The sequence below is a fragment of the Holophagales bacterium genome, from assembly GCA_016699405.1.
Taxonomy (GTDB): domain Bacteria; phylum Acidobacteriota; class Thermoanaerobaculia; order Multivoradales; family JAGPDF01; genus JAAYLR01.
In genome coordinates this window covers 3624470-3646032 of the sequence record CP064972.1, presented here as the reverse complement: position 1 = coordinate 3646032, position 21563 = coordinate 3624470, and the positions used below count along the sequence as shown (strand labels likewise).

The window sequence follows — 21563 nt, the reverse complement described above, 5'->3', positions numbered from 1 at the left end:
CTCGGGGCGTCAGAGTGTGGGGGGCGGAAAGAGCCGGGTCGGCCCGGCGGCTGCGGGGCTGCGCCGCTGCAGGAAGTCCCGTTCCAGCGCATCGAGGAGATCGCCGCCGCGGATCTCGACGAGCGTCGCGTCGAGCCACTGTCCGCCGTCGACCGCCTCGTAGACCGGCAGCCGGTCGAGACCCTTGAGATTGGCCAGGCCAAGCTTCCGCAGGCCGACGAGCATCGATCCCGCTCCGGAGCCGATCGGCACCGCGATGTAGCCGCGATCGCCGTCCTGGGCCCGGAAGAGCCGCTTGGCCGCCCCCTCCTTGACCAGCATCGAGATGAACGCGCCGGTGGCGACGATCCCTTCGTTGACCAGGGTGCCGTTCTGGTTGATGTAGGCGAAGAAGCTGCGCGCCTGCTCGGCCTTTTCGACGATGTCGACGTTGTGGGCGGTCAGCGGGTCGAAGAAGCGGTTGACCGTGTTCTCGGGGTAACCGCGATTGATCAACAGGATCTTGATCTCGTCGATCTCTTTCGTCGTCTTGCCGGAGGTCAGGCGGGTCAGCTCGACGACGCCGTGACCGAAGAACTCGTACCGCTCCGCCTCGCCGGGGATCCCGGCCTGGATCGGCAGCAGGCGGTACTGTCCGAAGTTGAGCGCGATGCGAAGCCCGCGCGAGAAGGGGAAACCCTCGGAAAGCGCCTGGCGGTAGTGGCGCTGCACCTGGACGGCGAGCGCGAGGAGCTGTTTGGCCTCGCGGCTCGAATAGAAGGCACCGTCGCCGAGGTACTTCTCCATCTTCGTCCGGTGCTGCGCAGCGAGGCGATTGACCCGGCGCTGGAAGAGGAAGAGCTGGCGGAACGAGCGATCCTGTTCGGGGCCGCCCGACCGGCGCAGGATCGAGATCGTCTCGCTGAAATCGCTGATGTCGTAGATCAGTCCGAAGCGTGAGACGACCGGGTCGACCACCCAGGGTGCGCCGAAATCGAGCGGGCGCGTGCTCGGCGACAAGCGGAGAAGCTGGGGCGAGACACCGAACCGGCGGAGGCTCCGGTCGCGCGAGGTCAGGTCGTCGCCCCGCCGTTCCACCGGGATCATCAACCGGCGGAAGGCGTGGAGGAGCTCGAACTCCTTGAGCTTGACCAGCAGACTCTCCCACACCTGGACGCCGGTGTGCGGCAGCAGCGTGCGGGTGTCGTAGCCCGGACAGCTCGCCAGGAAGGTGACGTAGCCGGTGCGATAGAGCAGGTCGCGCGGCTCGCCGTCCGGGTCGGCGCCCAGCAGCCGGATCGACCGTCGCAACTCGGCGTCGCGCCGCAGCTCGGCGGCGTGCCACTCCGAGAGCGCGGCCAGTCGCGAGCGGAAGTCGCGCGAATCGATGTGCAGGTAGCCGGCGAAGTAGGGCCCCAGCTCGGCCAGATTGGGACTGATGTGCTCCTCGGTGAAGATGAGCACGTTGTCGCGCATCCGGGTGAAGAGGGCGGGGAAGAGCTCCTCCTCCACCTCTTCGGTTTCGGTGGCGAGCCGGTGGACGACGTCGTAGGTGAGGTCGGCGACCCGGTCGAGATACTTGAAGAGCACTTGGTAGCGGATCTCGTCCCCATGATCCCGCCCCAGGGCGAGACTGTGACGAAGGATCCGCTTGGGCGTCTCGCGCAGGATCCTGGCGACCGCCATCGAGTGGTTGAGCCAGAAGATCGCCGGTAGGTGCCGGCCGTAGCTCGACGCGGTGGCGTTCTCGGTGGCCCGTGCCAGATGGCCGCGATAGCGCTCCCATGCGGCGGCGTACTGGCCGGGGTCGAAGGTCTGTCGCGTCACCACGGCGAGCCGGACCTGCTCCTCGACGAGCAGGTACTGCTCGAGAGCCTGTTCGAGGGCCTGGGTCTGGTCGGTCTCGAGTATGGGAAAGCCGGCGAGTGGAGTCGCGCCCTCGTCTTCGAGGTAGATCTTCTGAGGTGTCGGCAGCGAGCGCTCGGCGTCGGGCACGAGACGCAGCAACTCGGCGGCGTCCTTCTGCAGGAAGCTGAAGGGGCCTTTCAGGGACCGGAGGAGAGAATGGGCGGTCATCGCGGGCTCGGCGACGCGCCAAGGTTACACCAGTCGGCTCGCTCGCCGACACCGCCGCGGCATCGCCCTCGCGGCTTGTTAGAATGCCCGGCGATGAGCGGATCCGCAGACCCGGCCCGCAGCAAGGCCTCCAACCTCCAGGTCCAGGGCGGCGAGGCTCGCCCGGAGATCTCCGTCCTGGTTCCTGTTCTCAACGAGGCGGGCAGCGTCGCCGAGCTCTGCGAACGCGTCGCCAACGTCCTCGACGGACTCGGCCGGAGCTTCGAGATCATCTTCGTCGACGACGGCTCGAACGACGGCACGCCCGATCGCATCCGCGAGGTGAGAGCGCGGGATCCTCGCGTCAAGCTGGTGCGGCTGCGCCGCAACTTCGGCAAGGCGGCAGCGATCTCGGCGGGTTTCGATCATGCGCGCGGCCGCCTCCTCTTTACCATGGACGGCGATCTTCAGGACGATCCGGAAGAGATCCCGCGATTCCTCGAGAAGCTCGAACAGGAGGACCTCGACCTGGTGTCGGGATGGAAGCGCAAGCGACTCGATCCGATCGGCAAGCGCTATCCGTCGCTCCTGTTCAACTGGGTGACCCGCCACCTCGCCCAGGTGCCGATCCACGATTTCAACTGCGGCTTCAAGGCCTACCGCCGGGAGGTCCTCGAAGAGGTCGCGGTCTACGGCGAGCTCCACCGCTACATCCCGGTGCTCGCCAGCCGGCGCGGCTTCCGCGTCGGCGAAATCGAGGTGCGCCACCATCCGCGTCTGCACGGGGTGAGCAAGTACGGATGGGATCGCTTCTACAAAGGGCTGCTCGACCTCATCACCGTGCTCTTCATCACCCGCTACACGAGGCGGCCGCTTCATCTCTTCGGCCTGCTCGGATTGGTCGGCCTCGGAACGGGCCTGGTCATCAACGCCTATCTCGCCGGGCTCTGGTTCCTCGGCGAGGCGCTCTCGAACCGCCCGCTCCTGCTGCTCGGCGTGTTGCTGATGCTGGTCGGCATGCAGGTGCTGACCACCGGCTTGATCGGCGAGATGATCACCCACAAGCAGTTCCGTCGCGCCGACAGCTATTCGGTGCGCGAGATCGCCGACTGACCGCTCGCGTGCGGATCCTCTTCCTGACCCAGACCTTCCCGCGTTTCGCGGGCGACACCTCGGGCCCGTTCATCCGCGACATCGCCCGCGGGCTGCGGCGGGGTGGAGACGAGGTGTCGATCCTCGCCCCGCATGCGCCCGGGGTGGCGGCCTCGTGGGTCGACGACGGGGTGCCGGTCACCACCTTTCGCTACGCCCCGGAGCGCTTCGAAGTGCTCGGTTACTCTCGCAGCCTCGCTGCCGACGAGACGGCCCGTCTCGGTGCCGCGGCCGTGACGCCGCTCTACCTGGCGGCGGCGCAGCGAGCGGTCCGCCGTGCCCTGCAGCGCGAACGCTTCGACCTCGTGCACGCTCATTGGGTCGTGCCGAACGGGCCGCCGGCCGCGTTCGCGGTCGGCAGGACACCGCTGGCGATCGGGCTGCACGGCAGCGACGTCTTCATGGCGGAGAAGCCGGGCGTGCGCCGCCTGGTCGGCTGGGTCCTGCGACGCACGGCGTTGCTCACCGGCTGTTCTCCCGAGCTTGTCGATCGGGTGCGAGCGCTCGGTCTGCCGCACGACCTGGCGCGGGTCATCCCGTATGGCGTCGACGTCGGTGTCTTCGCGCCCGGGACGGCCGGTCGGCTGAGCTGGCGGTCCCGCCTCGGGATCCCCGGCGAGGCGCGCGTGCTCCTCTCGGTCGGGCGCATGGCGACGAAGAAGGGCTTCCAGGTGCTCCTTCCGGTCCTGCCGGAGTTGCTCGCCCGTCATCCGTTGCTGCATGTGGTCCTGGCCGGAGGAGGGGACCGGTTGGAGGAGTTCCGGTCGCAGGCGGCGGGCTTCGCGCCGGGCCTCGGCGAGCGCGTGCACTTCCCCGGCGCGGTCGGCCACGACGACCTCCCCGATCTCTTCCGCGCTGCCGATCTCTTCGTCCTGCCCGCCGTCCACGACCGCGTGGGGAACGTCGACGGCCTGCCGAACGTCATCCTGGAAGCGATGGCGAGCGGACTGCCGGTGGTGGCGAGCGCCATCTCCGGGATCCCGCTCGCGGTCGAGCCGGAGCGCACGGGGCTCCTGGTGGCGGAGAACGACGGACCGGGACTGGCTGCGGCGCTCGAGCGGCTGCTGGCGGGGCCGGAGTGGGCAAAGGAGCTGGGTGAAGCCGGCCGTCGCAAGACCTCGCGCGAGCTCACCTGGGATGCCGTCGCGGCCGCCTATCGTGCCGCATACGTCGCGGCGCTGGCGCGCTAGTCGAGCGCGACGCTGATCCGCAGCGAGCGCCCGGCTCGCAACAGGTCGAACAGCAGGGTGCTGCGCGCTGGACGCCCGGCCAGATACTGCGAGAGGTCGGCGACGGTCGTCAGCGGCCGGCCATCGACTCGCAAAACGAGATCCTGAGTTTGCAGACCGGCGCGCTCCCCGAGCCCTCCGCGCTCGAGGGCGTCCACCCGCAGTCCCCGCAGACCGAGCTCGGGATAGTTCGCCTCCGTGAAGCGGGTTCCCAACGGGAGCCGCGGTGGGGCCGGGGTGGTGCGTGCCGCGGGCGTCGGGTTCGCCGGTGCGGTCGACGGGGCCGCGAGTCGGTTGAGGATCGCCTCGGCTTCGGCGAACCCCGGTCGCAGCGCGACGGCGCGCTCGAAGGCGGCTCGCGCGGCGACGAAGTCGCGCAAGGCGAGCAGGACCGTTCCCAGGTTGTACGCAGCTTCCGGACGATCGGGCGCGAGCGCCGCGGCGCGTGCCAGGCTCTCCTTCGCTCCCGGGAGGTCGCCCAGCTCCTTCTGCGCCATGCCGAGGTGGGTCCAGCTGTCCGGGAGGTTCTCGTTCCACGCGAGGGCGCGCCGAGCCTCGCGCGCCGCGTCGGCGGCGCGCCCGCCCTCCAGGTGCAGCGAGGCGAGGAACACCGAAGCCTGCTCGGCGAGGCGCAGGCCATCCGTCGGGTCGAGCTCGAGGACGTGTTCGAAGGACCGGCGCGCCCCGTCGAGGTTGCCGAGCCCACGCTCGGCGAGGCCTAGACTGAGGAAGAGTCGCGGCGACTGCGGACGGCGTCCGCAGCTCTCGACCAGCACGGCCACGGCATCGACCCAACGTCCAGCGTCGATCAGCGCGCGACCGAGATGGTCGGCGACCTCCTCGTCGTCCGGACGAAGCGCATAGGCACGGCGAAAGGCCTCGATCGACTTCTCGCGGCTCCCGAGCCGGTCCCGCGCCACGCCGAGGCCGTTCCAGGCGCGGCCGTCGGCGGGGTTGAGAGCGACCGCCTGTTCCAGGGCCGCCGCAGCCTCCGGATCTTGTCCTCGCGTGAGGTAGACGAGGCCGGCGCTGGCGCGCGCCAGCGCTCGAAGCTCCGCCGGCACCGTTTCGGGGCGGGCCTCGCCGAGGCTGATGACCCGTTCGAAGCCCGCCAGCGCCGCGTCGGTCTGCCCGTCACGCAAGTCGACCACGGCCAGGTTGTAGAGCGCACGAGGCTGGTCGGGTTGCAGGGAGAGCGATTCGGCGAGGAGCTGACGCGCCGACGCGAGGTTGCCGGCGGTGATCGCCTGCACGGCCGCGCGCGCCCGGTCGGCGGCATCGGTCGCCCGCGCGGCGGTGGCACGTGCCTGCGAGTCGAGGAAGAGACGAACGAACTCGTCGTTGTAGAGCTCTTCGCGCAGCCGGGTCTCGGGAGCGAGATAGAGAGCTCGTTCGAGGTCCGGCCCGGCGGCTTCGGCGTGCCCCTGAAGCATCTCGAGCCAGCCGACGGTGACCAGGATGCGGGCCTGATCGGCCGGCGCCGGCGTCTGCGCCACGAGATCGCGATAGAGGCCGATCGCCCGGTCGAGCTCGCCGTCGCCGTAGGCCGCTTCCGCTTCGGCCTCGAGCTTCCTGAGCGGGTCGGCGGGAGGAGCGAGGTCACGCAGCTCTTCGACCTCGACCGCACCGGCGCCAGGGACACCCTGGGCAGGCACCGGACGGGCGAAGGCCGCCAGGCAAACGACGACGCAGGCGGCGGAGAGCGGCCTCATGAGGAAGCGAAATGTTACCAGAGCCCCGTCAGGGCGAGGGCACCGGCTGGTCGCGCAGGCGTGTCGGCTGGACGCCCGAGAGATCGAAGGTCATCACGGTCTCGACTCCCGGCGCGAGGGTGACCGTCTGGCTGACCTTGCCCGTGCCGCCCTCGCCGAGCGGAGCAACCTCCAACAGGTGGGCGCCGGGCCGAAGGAGTCGCTTCTGCAGCGGGGTGGCGCCGAGTGGGCGGCCGTCGAGCAGGACCTGTCCTTGCGGAGTGTTGAGATGAGGGCGAACGGTGAGCATTGCCGGCCGCGGGATCGGATTCTCCAGTCGGCGCTGCTCGCCCTCGCGCAGCCGGACGCTGCTCTCTTCGCGGACGTCGTAGCCGGGAACCTCCGAGACGAAGGTGATCGTGTAGCTGCCGGCCGGGAGCTCGAGCCGGACAGGGTGGTCGAGCTCGAAGGTCCGCTCGCCGAGCTTCACGCGGGTGGCGGTCGACCCTCCGGGCTCGACGGTGAGGACGGCCGGCCTGGGTGGGGGCGTCGGGGTCGGGCTGGGGACAGCCGTGGCTGTCGGAGTGACGGGTGGCCGGGTCGGCGTCGGCGACGGAGGAGCCACTGTCGGTGTCGCCGTCGCTGGAGCCGACGTGACGCGCCGCGGGTCGGCGCCCGGCCAGGTGAAGCCGCCGCCGAGCTGGCCGGCGAGCAGCCAGGCCGTGGCGGCGAGCGCCGCGAGACCCGCCAGTCCCACCGCCGTGAGGACGAGCCCGCGCGGTGCGTGACGCCGGGTCGCCGCGGCGCGTCGCAGCGAGGTCGTCGCCGGCGGTGTCTCGGGGCGGTGTCCGAGCTCGAGGTCCACCATGGAGGAGTCCGCGGCTTCCCGGGGGGCTCGGCGGCCGTTGTCGCCGAGATCCAGGACCGCGGTGGGAGCGTGGGCCAGCTCGAGGTCGAAGGCGGGCCGGGTGACCGTCTGGTCGACCGATCGCCGGCTGCGCAAATTCTCGAGATCGCGCCTCAGGGCGGCACAGTCCGGGTAGCGCCGCGCCGGGTCTTTCTCGAGGCAACGTCCGACGAGTTGGATCAGCTCGTCCGGACCGTCCGGCCAGAGCTCCCTCAGCGGTCGCGGCGCCTCGTTGAGAATGCGATAGAAGATCGCCGAGATCTGCGGACCCTCGAAGGGGCGGCGGTAGGACAGCAACTCGTAGGCAAGGATGCCGAACGAGAAGATGTCGGTGCGCCGGTCGACCGCTTCGCCACGGATCTGTTCGGGCGAAAGGTACGACGCGGTGCCGAGCGTCATTCCGGCCTGGGTCAGGTTGGTCGAGGCGAGCGCCGCCTTGGCGATCCCGAAGTCGAGGATCTTCGCCGTGTCGTCTTCGAGGACGCGGATGTTCGCCGGCTTGATGTCGCGATGGATGACGCCGTGCGCGTGCGCGAACTCCAGGCCGCGGGCGATCTGGATGAGGTAGAAGAGCTTCTGCGGGAAGGCGAGAAAGTCGCGGCGCTTGATCTTGTGGTCGAGATCCTCGCCGGAGAGGTACTCCTGCACCAGGTAGGGGATCCCCTCCTGGACGCCGAAGTCGTAGACGGTGACGATGTTGCGGTGCTGCAGATTGCCGGCGATCTCGGCCTCGCGATAGAAGCGCTGCCGCGTGTCCTCGTCGTCGCTGGTGCAGGTCTTGACCGCGACGTGCCGCTTGATGAAGGGGTCGTAGCCCTTGTAGACGATGCCGAAGCCGCCGACGCCGATCTTCTCGAGGATCTGGTACTTGCCGATGCTCTGCATGAGCGGAGAAGTGCGCTCAGGATAGCATGCGCGGCCAAGGAGGCCGGGTGGTGTCGAGTCGTCCGAGCGGCAGGAACGCGGTCGTTCAGCCCCGTGGAGCGCGAAATCGTGCCCTCGTCGCGAAGGAAGCCGGCGCGTCGCTCCGTCGCTTCGTCGGCGAGACCTGCCGGCGCGGGCCCTGGGCGGCCGTCGAGGCGCGCGTCGAGTGGACCGATCGCTCGGGTCGTCGCCGGCCCTTGCTGGCCGCCGCTGCCCGGCGAGAGGGTCGTGCCTCGCCCGGCGAGCGATTCGATCTCGCGTCGCTCACCAAGCCGTTCGTCGCCACCCTGGCCTTGGTGCTCGAGGGTTCGGGCGAGCTGCCGCTCGCGACGCGGCTCGGCGACCTCTTGCCGGCGGCCAGCCCTCGGCTCGCTCGCCTCGACCTGGAGTCCCTGTTGCGGCACCGTTCGGGGTTGGCCGCCTGGGCCCCGTTGCCGCAGCTGGCGCACGATCGGTCCGCAGCCCTGGCGCGGCTTCTCGACGGCCGGTGGCTGGCGACGCCGGGCGAACGGTACAGCGACCTCGGCTTCATTCTCTGGTCGCGCGCCGCGGAGCAGGCCACCGGGTTGCCGCTCGACGAGCTCCTGCGCGAACGAGTCCTGGCGCCGCTCGATCTCGAGAGAGTCGAGCCGAGCCCCTGCCAGTCGATCGCCGACGTCGTCTCTTGTCCCCTCGACAACCGACGCGAAGTGGAGCTTGCGGCGGCGCTCGGGGTGACGCTCGCGCCCACCGGTCCGCCCGCGAAGGGCGTCGTGCAGGACGGCAACGCACGCTTCCTGTCGCAGGGCGGTGGGCTGGCTGGGCATGCCGGGCTCTTCGCCGATGTCGACTCGGTGGTCGCCCTGGCGCGGGAGTGGTTGAATCCTCGGCGTCTGCTGACGCCCTCGCTGGCCGAGCGCGCGCTCGCCGGTCGGGGAGAGTACGCGCTCGGGTGGGCGCGACGCCGCGTCGCCGGCAGTGCGGGTCCGGCGCTTTCGGCGGAGGCCTTCGGCCACACTGGATTCACCGGCGGGAGCGTCTGGATCGATCCGCGCCAGCGCCTGGTGGCGGTGCTGCTGGGGCATCGGTCGACGCTCGACGTCGATCTCAACCGGTGGCGCCGGCGATTCCACCGTCTCGCCGCCTCGGATGTCGCGGTGGCGAACGCGGCGGGTGACTGAGCGGCTGCAATTGCGACATGATGAGCGCCGGCACGGCGCACCCGTGCCCATCCCGGAGAGCCCTGCATGAACCCGCGTGACCTCGTTCTCATCGATGGCGTGCGCACGCCGATGGCTGACTACAACGGCCAACTTGCCGATCTCTCGGCTCTCGAGCTCGGCGCCCGGGCGGCTCGTGCGCTCTTCGAGCGCACCGGCGTCGCGCCCTCCGAGGTCGACCACGTCGTCGTCGGCAACGTGATGCAGACCTCGCTCGACGCGATCTACGGGGCCCGGCACGTGGCGCTCAAAGCGGGTGTGCCGAAGGAGATCCCGGCACTGACGGTCAATCGCCTGTGCGGCTCGGGCATCCAGGCGATCGTCTCCGGAGCCCACCTGATCGGCGCGGGCGAGGCCACCTGCTGCCTCGTCGGTGGCACCGAGAACATGTCGCAGGCCCCGCACGTGATCTACGGGGCGCGGCGCGGTTTCAAGCTCGGGCAGGGCAAGCTCGAGGACTCGCTGATGGCCGGGCTCCTCGACTCCTACTGCGGCTTCTACATGGCCCAGACGAGCAACAACCTGGCGCGCGACTACGGGATCACGCGCGAACAGCAGGATGCGTTCGCCCTGCGCAGCCAGCGGCTCGCCGGGGAGGCCTGGGCCAGCGGGCGGCTCGCCGAAGAGGTGGTCCCGCTGACGGTCGGTGAAGGCAAGCGAGCCAGGACGGTGGAGCGCGACGATCATCTGCGCCCGGAAACCACGGCCGAGGAGCTGGCCCGTCTGCCGACGGCGTTCGACAAGGACGGATTCGTCACGGCCGGGAACGCCTCGGGCATCGTCGACGGCGCGGCGATGCTGCTGCTCGGGACGGCGGCCTGGGCGAAGGATCGCGGGCTCGCTCCGCTCGGACGCCTGGTCTCGTGGGCGGTCGTCGGCGTCGAGCCGTCGCGGATGGGGATCGGGCCGGCGCCGGCGATCCGCCAGGCACTCGAGCGTGCCGGCATGACGCTCGCCGACCTCGACCTCGTCGAAGTCAACGAGGCGTTCGCCGGGCAGGTTCTCGCCGTGGTGCGCGAGCTCGATCTCGACGAAGAGCGGCTCAACGTCAACGGCGGCGCCATCGCGCTCGGGCACCCGCTGGGTGCTTCCGGAGCGCGGATCACTCTCACTCTGCTCAAGCAACTGCGCCGCCGCGGCGGCGGAATCGGCGTCGCGTCCGCCTGCATCGGCGGCGGGCAGGGAATCGCCCTGATCGTGGAGGCAGCATGATCGACCTGAACGGATACCACGTGCTCGTCACCGGCGGCAGCCGGGGGATCGGCGCAGCCTGTGCGCGGTTCTTCGCCCAGGCGGGCGCCGCCGTGCTGGTGACCTACCGCGATCGCGCGGACGCGGCCGAGGAGCTGATCAGCGAGCTCGAGCGACTCTCGTCGCGCGACCATCGCCGGTTTCCCTGCGACCTGACGCAGCGCAGCGAGGTGCGCGAGCTCTTCACCTTCCTGTCACGCGAGTGGGGCAAGCTCGACACCCTGATCAACAACGCGGGGATCTGGGTCCACAACCCGCTCGGCCAGCTCGACGAGGATAAGTTCGACGAGACGATGGAGGTCAACGTCGCGGCCTGCTTCCTCTGCGCCAGCGAAGCGCTGCCGTTCCTGCGACGTTCGCCGAACGCCAGCATCGTCAATGTCACCTCGACCGCCGGTCAGCGGGGCGAGGCGTACTACAGCCCCTACGCCGCGAGCAAGGGGGCGATGATCTCGGCGACGAAGGCGTGGTCGACGGAGCTCGCGCCGGCGGTGCGCGTCAATTCGGTGGCTCCCGGCTGGGTCGACACCGACATGTCCGCCGAAGCGCTCGACGGCGAAGGGCGACAGGCGATCGAGGCGTCGATTCCGCTGCGCCGCATCCCGGGACCCGAGGACATCGCCGGCCCGGTGATCTTCCTGGCCTCGCCGCTCGCTCGCCACATCACCGGCGAGATTCTCAACGTCAACGGCGGGAGCGTGCTGGCCGGTTGAGCCGGTGCCGGCGTCTGGACGAACGACAAGGACTCAGAGCCCGGCCGCTTCGGCCCAGTAGCCGAGGCACTTGTACACCAGCTTGGCGGCGACGAAGTCGCTCGCCGGCAGCGGGCCGAACGGCGCGAGCTCGACGCAGTCCATCGCCACCACGCGCTTGCGGCGGAAGAGCGTCCGCAGCAGCGCCAGCGTCGGCAGCCAGTGCCCGCCGCCGGGCTCGGGTGTTCCGGTGGCAGGGACGAGCGACGGATCGAAGTAGTCGATGTCGAAGGTCAGGTAGATCCGCTCCGGCAGCTTGGCGAGCGCCTCGTCGAGCTTCTCCGGCGTGAAGGCCGGAAGCTCGTGCCCCCAGACGACGGGGAGCTTCCGCTCACGCACCAGGTCGGCCTCGGGACGGGAGAGCGATCGGATGCCGATCGCCAGGGTCGGGACGCCGTCCTCGACCACCCGACGCATGACGCTCGCATGGCTGTACGGCGTGCCGTCGAACTCGGCGCGCAGGTCGGCGTGAGCGTCGAACTGGACGACGCCGATCTCGCCGAAGCGTTCGCGCGTCGCCCGGATCGGGGCGATGCTCAGGCTGTGCTCGCCGCCGAGCGTCACCAGGAGCTTGCCGGCGTCGAGGTGGCGGCGACACTCGGCCTGGAGCTCGGCCATCGCCGGCTCCATCTCGAACGCCTCGGGAAGAAACGGCGGCGCGGTGGCGATGCCGACGTCGCAGGCTTCGCGACCGAGCTCCTCGTCCCAGAGCTCCATGCTCTGCGAGGCGCGGATGAGGGCCGCCGGACCGTTCGCCGTCCCCTTGCCGTACGAGGTGGTGCGCTCGAAGGGGACCGGGAGCACGACGACACGGCTCTCGGCGTAGGAGGACTGTTCGTCGGGAAGAAGACCGAAGTTGGTGGGCAGGGAGGGCATGGTCCGCGGGTTGTAACAGGGCCGGGCAGGGCTGTCAACGCCGACTCCGGTAAGCTCCGGCTTCACGACGGTGAACGACACGCCCCTCAGCGATGCTCCCGGTCCCGGCGCCGAGCCCGCGGCGGTCGGGATGACCTTCGGCGCCTCCGGCCAACTCGCGGCGCTGGCGGCGATCGCGCGGATCGCCACCTCGGACCTCGAGCTGCGTCCGATGCTGCAGCGGATCACCGACGCGCTCGGCGAGCGATTCGGCTGGGAGCTGGTGGCGCTGGTGCGGATCGAGCGCGAGACCGACCCGCCGTCGGGGGCCGGCCGCTTCGTCTGCGAGGCCGTCTCGTCGCGCGTGTCGACCGTGGTGGTGCCGGGCTACAGCCGCCCGTTGGGCAGCGGAGTCGTCGGGCGCGTAGCGGCCGACGGCAGGTCGCTCGAGATCGACGACGCCGCCCGCGATCCCGACTTCGTGGCGGCCGCCGAGGGGATCCGCTCCGAGCTCTGCGTCCCCGTGCGTCATGCCGGCGAGATCGTCGCGCTGCTCAACCTGGAGAGCGCCCGGCCAGCGGCCTTTCGCGGCTGGACGCCGTTCGTCGAAGCGGTGGCCGATCAGATCGCCGGAGCGGTCGCCAGCGCGCGACATCTGGAGGCGACGCGCCAGCGGGCCGCGCAGCTCGCGCTGCTGTCGGAGGTCTCGCGACGTGCGGTCGAGAGCGACGATCTGCCAGGCGTCCTGGACGGCATCGCCGCTGCCGTGCGGGAGCATCTCGACCTGGCGCTGGTCGCCATCGTCGTCGCCGACGAGGCCGGCGCCGAATGGGCGCACCGGGCCTTCGCCCTCCGCGTCGCGCAGCCGGCGCCGGTGCGTCCGTCCTGGCCGATCACCGCGGGTGTCGTCGGGCGGGCGATTCGCAGCGGGTCGATCCAGGTGGTGCGAGACGTGCGGACGGACCCCGACTACTTTGCCGTCGACCCGGCGATCCAGGGAGAGGTGTGCGTGCCGATCCGCTTCGGCGGGCAGATTCTCGGCGCGTTCAACTTCGAGAGCGACGACTCGGCGATCCTCTCGGCGGGCAATCTCGAGCTGATGCGGATGCTCGCCGATCAGGTGGCCGGAGCGATCCAGCTGGCGCTGCTCAACTCCCGGCTGCGCCAGGCACACCGCGATCTCGAGGAGGTCAACCGCCGGCTCTCGGAGGCGAACCGCCATCTCGAGCGGGCGACGCGAGTCGATCCGCTCACCCGCGTCGCCAACCGGCGGCAGTTCGACGAGAGTCTCCAGCTCGAGTGGCGTCGCCTCGCCCGGCTGCGGCAGCCGCTTTCGCTGTTGATGGTCGATGTCGACGAATTCAAAGCGTTCAACGACGCCTACGGGCATCCGCGCGGCGACGCCTGCCTGCGCGCCGTCGCGGGGACGCTCGCCTCCTGCTTCCAGCGCGCCGGCGAAGTGGTCGCGCGCTACGGTGGCGAGGAGTTCGCCGTGATCCTGCCGGAGACGTCGCCGTCGGAGGCGATCGGGCGCGCCGAGACCGTCCTCGAGCGGATCCGCTCCCTCGCCGTGCCGCACCGCAGCTCGGCGGTCGCCTCCGTGTTGACGGTCAGTCTCGGCATCGCGAGCCGGGTTCCGGCGCGACACCTCCCGGCCCATCGACTCGTCGAGGCCGCGGATCGCGCGCTCTACGCGGCCAAGGCCGCGGGGCGAAACCGGTACGCCGTCGCCGAGGAGGAGAGCGAGTGACCGACGGACCCTTCCCCGTCGATCTCATCGGCGACGTGCACGGCCATGCTGCGGAGCTCGTCGACCTGCTCACCGCGCTCGGCTACCGCCGCGCAGCCGGCGGCGGATTCGCGCATCCCGCCGGGCGACGGGCGATCTTCGTCGGGGATCTGATCGATCGAGGTCCGCGGATCGCCGAGACCCTCGACATCGTTCGCGCCATGGAGGCGGCGGGCTCGGCGCGGGTCGTCCTGGGCAACCACGAGCTCAACGCGCTCTGTTTTCAGGTTGCCGATCCGGCTGCCCCCGGTGAGGCGTTGCGCCGGCACACGGCGCGGAACGTCGAGCATCACGCCGCGACGCTGCGGCAGCTCGACGAGAGGTCGCTCGCCGAGGCGCTCGACTGGTTCCGCTCGCTGCCGTTTTCGCTGGATGGCGAGGCCTTTCGTGTGGTTCACGCCTGTTGGGACGATCGCGAGCAGGTCGTGATCCGACGTGGGCTCGAGATCCACGGCGGTATCACCGACGGCTTCCTCGTCGCCGCCTGCCAGCAGGAGACTCCTCTCTGCGAAGCCCTGGAAAACGCGCTCAAGGGGCGCGAGATGCGATTGCCGCGCGGCTCGAGCTTCGTCGATCCGCACGGCGTGCGACGTTTCCGGGCGCGAGCGCGCTGGTTCGCCGATCCGTGGGGGGCCACGGTTCGCCGGTACTCGTTTCCCGAGATCGAGTCGTTGCCCGATCGACCGGTGGCCCCGGCAGTCGTCGCCGGGGCTCGGCCCTATCCGCAAGGAGCTCCACCGGTCTTCTTCGGGCACTACTGGCTCGATCCGCGCCGGGAGCCGCTGGCGCCGCAGGCCGCGAACGTCGCCTGCCTCGACTTCAGCGTGGCGCGCGGCGGCCTGCTCTGCGCCTATCGCTTCGACGGCCCCGGCCCGCTCGCCGCGGAGCGCTTCGTCGCGGTACCCGCGCGCAGCTGAACGCTCCCGGCCCTTCGACAGGCGGAGTGCCGCGGACCTCGTCCTCGCGGGAAGTGCTTCTTCCGCCCGCGATCTTCCGCTTCGCCAACTTCGCCCGCCGCTCGCGTAGCGGGACAGCGCCACCCGCAGGGGTGGGAGATCGCCACCCACCCGCGTGTCGCCCGGTGCGAGGCGGTAGGTGATGCTGGTGCCAGGCCACGAACGTCCTCGAAGGAGGAAGCGATCATGCTCGAGATCCGTACGGTCCTCTGCCCGGTGGACTTCTCACCTCTCGGCGAGCGCGAGGTCGATCTCGCCGTCGGGGTCTGCCGGCAGTTCGGGGCGCGACTGGTGCTGCACCACAACCTCGACGCCGTGTCGGTCGGCCTGTCGATGGGCTGGATGTGGAACCAGGTGCACGCCGGAGAGAAGCCGACCGAAGCGATGGTGGAAGCTCGACTCAAGGAGCTTCTCGCCAGCCTGCCGGAGGAGGTGAGCGCCGAAGCCCGGCTGAGTGACGGACCGGTGCCGGCGGCGCTGCACTACCTGCAGGAGCAGGTGGCCGCCGATCTGGTGATCCTCGGCACCCATGGAGCGAGCTCGGAGGATCACACCTCGGTGGCCGAGCGCATCGTCGGCGACGCGCGATGCCCGGTCGTCGTGCTACACGATGGCGAACACGGTGCGACCTCCTGGCCGGCGGATCGTCCCGAGCGCTGCCCGGTGCTGGTGCCGATCGACTGGAGCGACGGGGCGATGGCCGCGTTGCGCCTCGCTTGTGAGCTCGCCCGCCGGCTGCCGCTCGAGCTCCACCTGCTGCACGTGACACCCTCGCGGGGTGCGGCCGTGCCCGCGGCAGCGGATCAGGCGGCGGAGAAGATCCGCCTCGCCGGGGTGGTGCCCGACGACCTGCGCGAGCGCTGCGTCGTCCATCTCGCGGCCGGGGATCCCGACGACGAGATCGTCGCCGCGTCAGCGCGGGTCGGGGCGTTCTGGATCGTCATGGGGGCGCACGGCAAGGGCCTCCTGCGTCGCTTCACCCACGACACCGCCAAGGCGCTGCTGCACCGCGCGAGCTGCCCGGTCTGGTTCGTGCCGGCAACGTGGAAGGTGGCCTGACGGAGCACGGTCCGCGACCAGGACCGCGGGAGGAGAACGGCGGCGCGGACCCCCGGAGCGGCCCGCGCCGCGTCGACGTCACTTCGTGGCGACGCCCTTGCGGGCGAGCTCGTCGTCGATGAGCTGCTTGAACTGCTCGAACGGCACCGCGCCCGAAAGGTCGCGACCGTTGATGAAGAAGGCCGGGGTGCCGTTGACTCCGGCCGCCCGCCCGGCTTCGAGGTCAGCCTGGACCTTCGACGCCATCCGACCGGAGGTGAGGCACTCGTCGAACTTCGCCGCGTCGAGGCCGACCGCCGCCGCCTTGGCCTTCAGCCCGTCGATCGCCAGCCCCTTCTGGTCGGCGAACATGGCGTCGTGCATCTCCCAGAACTTGCCGAGCTCGAAGGCACAGGCGGCCGCTTCGGCCGCCTTCGGAGCGCTCGGGTGGATCGGCAGCGGGAAGTTCCGGAAGACGATCCGCACCTTGTCGCCGTAGGTGTCGTGAACCTGGGTCAGGGTGGGGGTGACGCGCGAGCAGAACGGGCACTCGAAGTCGGAGAACTCGACGATGGTGACCGGAGCGGTGTCGGGTCCCTTCGCCGGGCCGACCGCTGGCACGTCGAGACGGTAGGGCTCGAGCAGCAGCTTGACCTTGTACTTGCCGCGCAGCCCGGCGAGGAAGTCGCCGCGGATCTTCATCGCCCGCTCGTTGCCGAGATACGCCTTGATCTGCGGTGCGATCTGGTCCTTCGGGCGATTGCCGACCCGCGCCTTGTTCGCCTCGTACCACGCATCGACTTCGGGGTCGGTCACTTCGACGACCTTGCTGGTGATCTCGCTGGCGACGAGCTGGTCCTTGGTGACGCCGCGCGCCGTGGCTTCGCGCTCGATCAGCTTCTCCTCGACCAGCCCGTCGAGGCTCTGCTCGAGGATCTGCCGGCGCTGTTTGTCGATCTGGGCGAGCTGAGCGGAGACCATCTGCTCGAGCTCGGTCATGGTGACGGGCTGGCCGTCGATCTCGGCGACGTTCTGGGTCGCCGCTGGGGCCGGAGCGGCCTTGGCCGCTGCGCTCTTCCCTTCGCCGGCGCAGGCGGGGAGGGCAAGGCCGACGAGCATGAGGGCGGCCGCCGCGGCGGCCAGGGGCTTGACAGAGGTCGGACGTTCGAGGTGCATGCTGGGGAGCTCTCCTTGGATGGCGACGGAAAAAGGGTCTAAATCATAGCTGAGCCGGGAAGCGGCCGGTCGGTCCGGACGCGGGTGGCCTCAGGCGGCACGCGGGTTGCTCGGTCTGCCAATTCGGCACAAGTGTCGATTACCATATGCAGCGTGCGTGCCATGGTCCTCGAGAAGGCGAGAGAGCCGCTTCACGGGCTGGAGTTGCCGGACCCGCGGCCCGGGCCCGGGCAGGCCCTCCTGGCCGTCTCGGCTTGTGGCGTCTGTCGGACCGATCTCCACGTCGTCGACGGCGAGCTGCATTCGCCGAAGCTCCCGCTCGTCCCCGGGCACCAGATCGTCGGTCGTGTCGTGCGGCTCGGCGAGCGCGCCGAGGGGTTCGGGCTCGGCGACCGCGTCGGCGTGCCCTGGTTGGGGTGGACCTGCGGCGGATGCCGGTATTGCACCTCGGGACGGGAGAACCTGTGCGACGACGCCCGGTTCACCGGCTACGATCTCGATGGGGGCTTCGCCGAGCTCGCCGTTGCCGACGTTCGCTACTGCTTCGCCATTCCGGACTCCTTCCCCGACCTCCAGGCCGCGCCGTTGCTCTGCGCCGGAATGATCGGCCTGCGGGCGCTGCGGATGGCCGGTGACGCCCAGCGGATCGGGCTCTACGGCTTCGGTGCGGCGGCGCATCTCGTCGCTCAGCTCGCTCGCGCGGAGGGGAGACGGGTCTACGCCTTCACGCGGCCCGGAGACCTCGAGGCGCAGGTCTTCGCACGGGAGCTGGGGGTGGAGTGGGCCGGCGCGACCGGCGACCGTCCCCCGGAGCCGTTGGACGCGGCGCTCCTCTTCGCTCCGGTTGGAGCGCTCGTCCCCCTGGCCTTGACGACGGTGGAGAAGGGGGGCGTCGTCGTCTGCGCCGGCATTCACATGACCGACATTCCCAGCTTCCCCTACGAATTGCTCTGGGGGGAGCGGACGCTGCGGTCGGTTGCCAATCTCACGCGTCGCGACGGTGAAGAGCTGATGGCACTGGCACCCCGGGTCGGGGTGCAGACCGCCGTCGAGGTCTTTCCGCTCGCTGCCGCCAACCAGGCGCTCGAGGCGCTGCGTGCCGGGAAGATCCGCGGCGCCGCCGTGCTCGACGTCCAACGTCCGATGGAGGATTCCCCGTGAAGTCGATCCGCTTCGTTCTCGTCGCTGCGATTCTCGCCACGCTCGTCGCTTCGGCCGCTTCGGCCGCTTCGCCTGCCGACTGCGCCGGTGCCAAGCTCGGCGCGGCGCTCGCCCTGGCCGACACGACGCCGGTGGCGTCGATTCTCGACCATCCCGAACAGTTCGCTGGCAAGTCCGTCCGGATCGAAGGCGTGGTGAAGGACGTCTGCTCGAAGATGGGATGCTGGATGACCGTGGCGGCAAACGACGGCGCTCGCGAGCTTCGCGTCAAGGTCGAGGACGGCGTCATCGTCTTCCCGGTGTCGGCGCGCGGCAAGCGGGCGATCGCCGAAGGAGTGGTCGAAGTGAACGAGCTGTCGCGCGAGAGCTACCTCAAGGCCCAGGAGCACATGGCCGAGGAGCAGGGACGTCCGTTCAACCCGGCGAAGGTCGGCGACGGTCCCTTCAAGACGGTGCAGGTCAAGGGCGCCGGGGCCGTGGTCTGCGAGGCGGGGAGCTGAGTCCCGACCGGCGACGTGGGCCGTCGCCGAGGAGTTGAAGACCTCCGCTCGTCGCCTCGACGAGCGGAGGTCGGGCCAGCCGGGACGCCTCGTGGATCTCCCGTGCTAGGCTGACGTCCCCTTCGAGAGCATCGTGACGTCCTCGACCTCCGATCACCGCAAGCGCGCGTGGGTGGGCGCTGGGGTGGCCTTTGGCCTGCTCGCGGTGCTGACTCACGGCCAGGTGTTTCGGGCCGGCAACGACGCCTCGCGCTGGGCCCAGGTCGAGGCGATCGTCGACTACGGCGAGCCGTCGATCGACCGCTCGCAGTTCGCCTGGACGATCGACCGGGTCACGCTCGACGGGCACCTGTACTCGAACAAGCCCCCGGTGCTGTCGCTCGCCGCGGCGGGAACCTACGGGCTGGTGCGCTGGGTGACCGGGGGATCGCTGGCCGATCCGGTCGCCCGGCAGCGACTGGTCTACCTCGTGACGCTGCTCTTGGTCGGGGGAAGCGCGGCATGGCTTGTCGGCGAGATGTCTCGCGCCCTCGCGCGACGGCCGGACGTCGGAGCCGAAGAGGCCTCGCTCGTCCTGGCGGCGACGGCGTGCGGGACGACGCTCACCAGCTTCGCCACGACGCTGAACAACCACACCGTCGCCGCCGCCCTCCTGTTCGCGGCCTGGCACGCAGCATGGCGTGGAGAGGGTGGGCGGGCCGGGCTGTGGGGCGGCCTCGCGGCCTGCGTCGACATCGTTCCCGGAGCTGGGATGCTCCCCTTCCTCGCCCTTTCGTTGCGCCGCCGGCATCGCGGAACGATTCGGCGCTTCGCCGTCAGCGTCGCCGTCTGTGCCGCGCTCGGCGTCCTCGCCGACTTCCTGATCGTCGGTCATCCCTGGCCGCCGAAGCTGGTCCCCGGCGCGGTCGACGCGAGCGCCGAGGTCGCTCCGAGCGTGGCCGGGGTCGTGCTGCCGCAAGGGTGGACCTATCCGCTCGAAGCGCTCTTCGGCTGGCGGGGGTTCTTCTCGCTTTCGCCGGTCCTCCTGTTCGGCGCCGCCGGTCTCGGGCTCGTGGCGTGGGGCCGGCGCGAGTCGCCAGGTTCCCGACCCGAGCCGCGTCCGGAGGCGATCGACGCCCGCTGGCTCGCTTGCGGAATCGCGGTGCAGATCGTCTTCCACGTTCTCTTCGCCGGTTCCTTCGGCGGTTGGTCGTACGGCTTCCGCTACCTGATCCCGATCGCGCCGCTCCTGCTGTATTTCGCCCCGGCGGTGATGCGGGGGGCCGGCCGCACCGGATTCGTCGCCGCCCTCGCCCCGTCGGTGCTCGTCGCGCTGCTCGGGGCCTACAACCCGTGGCCGCCGGTGTTCGAACAGGAGAGCAGCCGCCACGAGGTGGCGGCACGCGTGACGAATCCGGTGGCCGCCAACGCGGCGGCCTTCCTGACGCAGTATTTCCCGGGCAGCCCGCTCGCCGAGAGGGCTGCGAGCTCCTGGGTGAGCGAAGATCGAGCCGAGCGGCAGCGCTGGCTCGCCTACTTCTTCTGGAGCAAGGGCGACCTGGAGACGCTGAGGAGGATCGAGCGATGAGTCTCGGAGGGTGGTTCGAGATCGGCAAGCGCGGCTCCACCGTACGCACGGAGATGCTCGGTGGGGTGACGACGTTCGTGACGCTGGCCTACATCATCGTCGTCAACCCGGCGATCCTCTCCTTCGCCGGCCTCCCGGTGGGGCCGAGCACCGTCGCCACCGTCGTCGTGGCGGCCTTCGGCTCGGCACTGATGGGGCTCTACGCCAACCGGCCGATCGCCGTGGCACCCTACATGGGGGAGAACGCGTTCATCGCCTTCGGACTGGCGGCGATGGGGATCGGCTGGCAGCAGCGGCTCGGCGCCGTCTTCCTCTCGGGGATCCTCTTCCTGCTGATCACCCTGCTCGGCGTGCGGCGCTGGCTCGCGGAGTCCATTTCGGCGAGCCTCAAGCACAGTTTCGCGGTAGGCATCGGTCTCTTCCTCTCGCTCATCGGGCTCTACGAGACCGGGATCGTCACCAGCTTCGTCACCGGCATGCCGCCCGCCGCGCTCCTGGCGGCCGGGGGCGAGCGTCTCCGGGCGCCCGACGTGCCGCTGAAGATCGGCGACCTGCGCTCGCCCGAGGTGCTGCTGGCCCTCGTCGGATTCGCCGTGATGGTCGCGCTCTATCTGCGGCGGGTGAAGGGAGCGATTTTCCTCGGCATCGTGATCACGGCGGTGATCGGCATCGCCACCGGGCACGGAAGCGCCCCGCGCGGTGTCTTCGCCTTGCCGTTCCAGGGCGACTATTCGCTCGCCCCGATCGCCTTTCAGCTCGATGTGCCGGGGGTGCTCCGCCTCGATCTCCTGCCGATCCTCCTGACACTGTTCCTGATGGGGTTCCTCGATACCCTCGGCACGCTGGTCGGCGTCGGCGCCGCAGGCGAGATGCTCGACGAGCGGGGCAACCTGCCGCAGATCGAGCGACCGATGGTCGTCGACGCCATCTCGTGCGTCGCCAGTGGACTGCTCGGCACGTCGACCAGCGGCGCCTACATCGAGTCGGCTACCGGGATCCGCGACGGGGCGCGGACCGGGCTCGCCGCTCTCGTGACCGCCGCCCTGTTCGCGCTCTCGCTCTTCTTCCTGCCGCTGATCGAGCCGTTGCAGACGATGCGCTACGCCTATGCGCCGGCGCTCGTGCTGGTCGGGATCCTGATGGTGGCGTCGGCGCGCCGGATCGCGTTCGACGACCCGACAGAGCTCGTCCCCGCCTTCGCGACGCTGGCGATGATGGTCTTCACCTACAACATCGCGAATGGACTGACCGCCGGGTTGCTGCTCGCGCCGCTCTGCAAGCTCGTCGCCGGGCGCTGGCGTGAAGTGACGGCCGGCGGTGCGACGCTGGGTGCCATCTGTCTCGCCTACTACCTCTTCGGGTTGCCGCACTGAGCGGCGCCT

At 70.3% G+C, this 21563-nt stretch carries 17 protein-coding genes; 12 read left to right on the top strand and 5 right to left on the bottom strand.

Annotation, left to right across the window (positions count from 1 at the left end; genetic code table 11):
- Positions 1 to 9: 9 nt before the first annotated feature.
- Positions 10 to 2055 carry a hypothetical protein gene (locus IPJ17_15100; protein ID QQR72812.1) on the bottom strand — a complete coding sequence of 682 codons (2046 nt, stop codon included), beginning with the start codon at positions 2053 to 2055 and terminating at the stop codon, positions 10 to 12.
- 93 nt (positions 2056 to 2148) lie between these two features.
- On the opposite strand from IPJ17_15100, the gene IPJ17_15095 reads away from it, so the two are divergent.
- Together IPJ17_15095 and IPJ17_15090 are read left to right on the top strand one after the other, a co-directional pair.
- The gene (locus tag IPJ17_15095; protein ID QQR72811.1) at positions 2149 to 3147 is read left to right on the top strand and encodes a glycosyltransferase family 2 protein; all 999 of its coding nucleotides are present in this window, start codon (positions 2149 to 2151) and stop codon (positions 3145 to 3147) included.
- Positions 3148 to 3155: 8 nt separating this feature from the next.
- Positions 3156 to 4376, top strand: a complete 1221-nt coding sequence (locus tag IPJ17_15090) for a glycosyltransferase (GenBank protein QQR72810.1) — start codon at positions 3156 to 3158, stop codon at positions 4374 to 4376.
- Here IPJ17_15090 and IPJ17_15085 read toward each other — a convergent pair.
- Together IPJ17_15085 and IPJ17_15080 are read right to left on the bottom strand one after the other, a co-directional pair.
- Complete coding sequence (locus IPJ17_15085) at positions 4373 to 6127, bottom strand: tetratricopeptide repeat protein (protein ID QQR72809.1); 1755 nt, start codon at positions 6125 to 6127, stop codon at positions 4373 to 4375. The genes IPJ17_15090 and IPJ17_15085 overlap by 4 nt on opposite strands.
- 28 nt (positions 6128 to 6155) lie before the next feature.
- Positions 6156 to 7898, bottom strand: a complete 1743-nt coding sequence (locus IPJ17_15080) for a serine/threonine protein kinase (GenBank protein QQR72808.1) — start codon at positions 7896 to 7898, stop codon at positions 6156 to 6158.
- A 50-nt stretch (positions 7899 to 7948) separates the two neighbouring features.
- Between IPJ17_15080 and IPJ17_15075 the strand changes: the two genes are divergently transcribed.
- The 3 genes from IPJ17_15075 (at position 7949) to IPJ17_15065 (ending at position 11100) form a co-directional block, all read left to right on the top strand.
- Positions 7949 to 9097, top strand: coding sequence for a beta-lactamase family protein (locus tag IPJ17_15075; protein QQR72807.1), 1149 nt, complete (start codon positions 7949 to 7951; stop codon positions 9095 to 9097).
- A gap of 66 nt (positions 9098 to 9163) precedes the next feature.
- On the top strand, positions 9164 to 10348 hold the full coding sequence (locus IPJ17_15070) for a thiolase family protein (protein QQR72806.1): 1185 nt from the start codon (positions 9164 to 9166) through the stop codon (positions 10346 to 10348).
- Entirely contained in the window at positions 10345 to 11100 is a 756-nt protein-coding gene (locus tag IPJ17_15065) for an SDR family oxidoreductase (GenBank protein QQR72805.1), read from the top strand. The genes IPJ17_15070 and IPJ17_15065 overlap by 4 nt, the downstream gene beginning before the upstream one ends.
- 33 nt (positions 11101 to 11133) lie before the next feature.
- Here the strand turns inward: IPJ17_15065 and speB are convergent, their stop codons facing one another.
- Complete coding sequence (speB, locus tag IPJ17_15060; protein QQR72804.1) at positions 11134 to 12015, bottom strand: agmatinase; 882 nt, start codon at positions 12013 to 12015, stop codon at positions 11134 to 11136.
- Between the two features lie 70 nt (positions 12016 to 12085).
- Here speB and IPJ17_15055 point away from each other — a divergent pair, with 70 nt between their 5' ends.
- The 3 genes from IPJ17_15055 (at position 12086) to IPJ17_15045 (ending at position 15798) form a co-directional block, all read left to right on the top strand.
- The gene (locus tag IPJ17_15055; GenBank protein ID QQR72803.1) at positions 12086 to 13744 is read left to right on the top strand and encodes a diguanylate cyclase; all 1659 of its coding nucleotides are present in this window, start codon (positions 12086 to 12088) and stop codon (positions 13742 to 13744) included.
- Complete coding sequence (locus tag IPJ17_15050; GenBank protein QQR72802.1) at positions 13741 to 14700, top strand: metallophosphoesterase; 960 nt, start codon at positions 13741 to 13743, stop codon at positions 14698 to 14700. The genes IPJ17_15055 and IPJ17_15050 overlap by 4 nt, the downstream gene beginning before the upstream one ends.
- A gap of 225 nt (positions 14701 to 14925) precedes the next feature.
- Positions 14926 to 15798 (top strand): universal stress protein, encoded by an 873-nt coding sequence (locus tag IPJ17_15045; GenBank protein ID QQR72801.1) that lies wholly within the window; start codon positions 14926 to 14928, stop codon positions 15796 to 15798.
- Positions 15799 to 15876: 78 nt separating this feature from the next.
- Here IPJ17_15045 and IPJ17_15040 read toward each other — a convergent pair whose 3' ends face one another.
- Entirely contained in the window at positions 15877 to 16953 is a 1077-nt protein-coding gene (locus IPJ17_15040; protein ID QQR72800.1) for a thioredoxin domain-containing protein, read from the bottom strand.
- A 153-nt stretch (positions 16954 to 17106) separates the two neighbouring features.
- Here IPJ17_15040 and IPJ17_15035 point away from each other — a divergent pair, with 153 nt between their 5' ends.
- The 4 genes from IPJ17_15035 to IPJ17_15020 all read left to right on the top strand — a co-directional run bounded on the left by IPJ17_15035 (position 17107) and on the right by IPJ17_15020 (position 21554).
- Complete coding sequence (locus tag IPJ17_15035; GenBank protein QQR72799.1) at positions 17107 to 18114, top strand: zinc-dependent alcohol dehydrogenase family protein; 1008 nt, start codon at positions 17107 to 17109, stop codon at positions 18112 to 18114.
- Positions 18111 to 18614 carry a DUF4920 domain-containing protein gene (locus IPJ17_15030; protein QQR72798.1) on the top strand — a complete coding sequence of 168 codons (504 nt, stop codon included), beginning with the start codon at positions 18111 to 18113 and terminating at the stop codon, positions 18612 to 18614. Before IPJ17_15035 ends, IPJ17_15030 begins: the two co-directional genes overlap by 4 nt.
- A gap of 133 nt (positions 18615 to 18747) precedes the next feature.
- Positions 18748 to 20181 carry a DUF2029 domain-containing protein gene (locus IPJ17_15025; GenBank protein ID QQR72797.1) on the top strand — a complete coding sequence of 478 codons (1434 nt, stop codon included), beginning with the start codon at positions 18748 to 18750 and terminating at the stop codon, positions 20179 to 20181.
- Positions 20178 to 21554 carry an NCS2 family permease gene (locus IPJ17_15020; protein ID QQR72796.1) on the top strand — a complete coding sequence of 459 codons (1377 nt, stop codon included), beginning with the start codon at positions 20178 to 20180 and terminating at the stop codon, positions 21552 to 21554. Before IPJ17_15025 ends, IPJ17_15020 begins: the two co-directional genes overlap by 4 nt.
- The last annotated feature ends 9 nt before the right edge of the window (positions 21555 to 21563 follow it).

Excerpts from the sequence above, each read along its gene's own strand:
- IPJ17_15100 (QQR72812.1), bottom strand. The coding sequence starts at position 2,055 with ATGACCGCCCATTCTCTCCTCCGGTCCCTGAAAGGCCCCTTCAGCTTC.
- IPJ17_15020 (QQR72796.1), top strand. The coding sequence starts at position 20,178 with ATGAGTCTCGGAGGGTGGTTCGAGATCGGCAAGCGCGGCTCCACCGTA.
- IPJ17_15085 (QQR72809.1), bottom strand. The coding sequence starts at position 6,127 with ATGAGGCCGCTCTCCGCCGCCTGCGTCGTCGTTTGCCTGGCGGCCTTC.
- IPJ17_15070 (QQR72806.1), top strand. The coding sequence starts at position 9,164 with ATGAACCCGCGTGACCTCGTTCTCATCGATGGCGTGCGCACGCCGATG.
- IPJ17_15040 (QQR72800.1), bottom strand. The coding sequence starts at position 16,953 with ATGCACCTCGAACGTCCGACCTCTGTCAAGCCCCTGGCCGCCGCGGCG.
- speB (QQR72804.1), bottom strand. The coding sequence starts at position 12,015 with ATGCCCTCCCTGCCCACCAACTTCGGTCTTCTTCCCGACGAACAGTCC.
- IPJ17_15065 (QQR72805.1), top strand. The coding sequence starts at position 10,345 with ATGATCGACCTGAACGGATACCACGTGCTCGTCACCGGCGGCAGCCGG.
- IPJ17_15080 (QQR72808.1), bottom strand. The coding sequence starts at position 7,898 with ATGCAGAGCATCGGCAAGTACCAGATCCTCGAGAAGATCGGCGTCGGC.
- IPJ17_15095 (QQR72811.1), top strand. The coding sequence starts at position 2,149 with ATGAGCGGATCCGCAGACCCGGCCCGCAGCAAGGCCTCCAACCTCCAG.
- IPJ17_15045 (QQR72801.1), top strand. The coding sequence starts at position 14,926 with ATGCTCGAGATCCGTACGGTCCTCTGCCCGGTGGACTTCTCACCTCTC.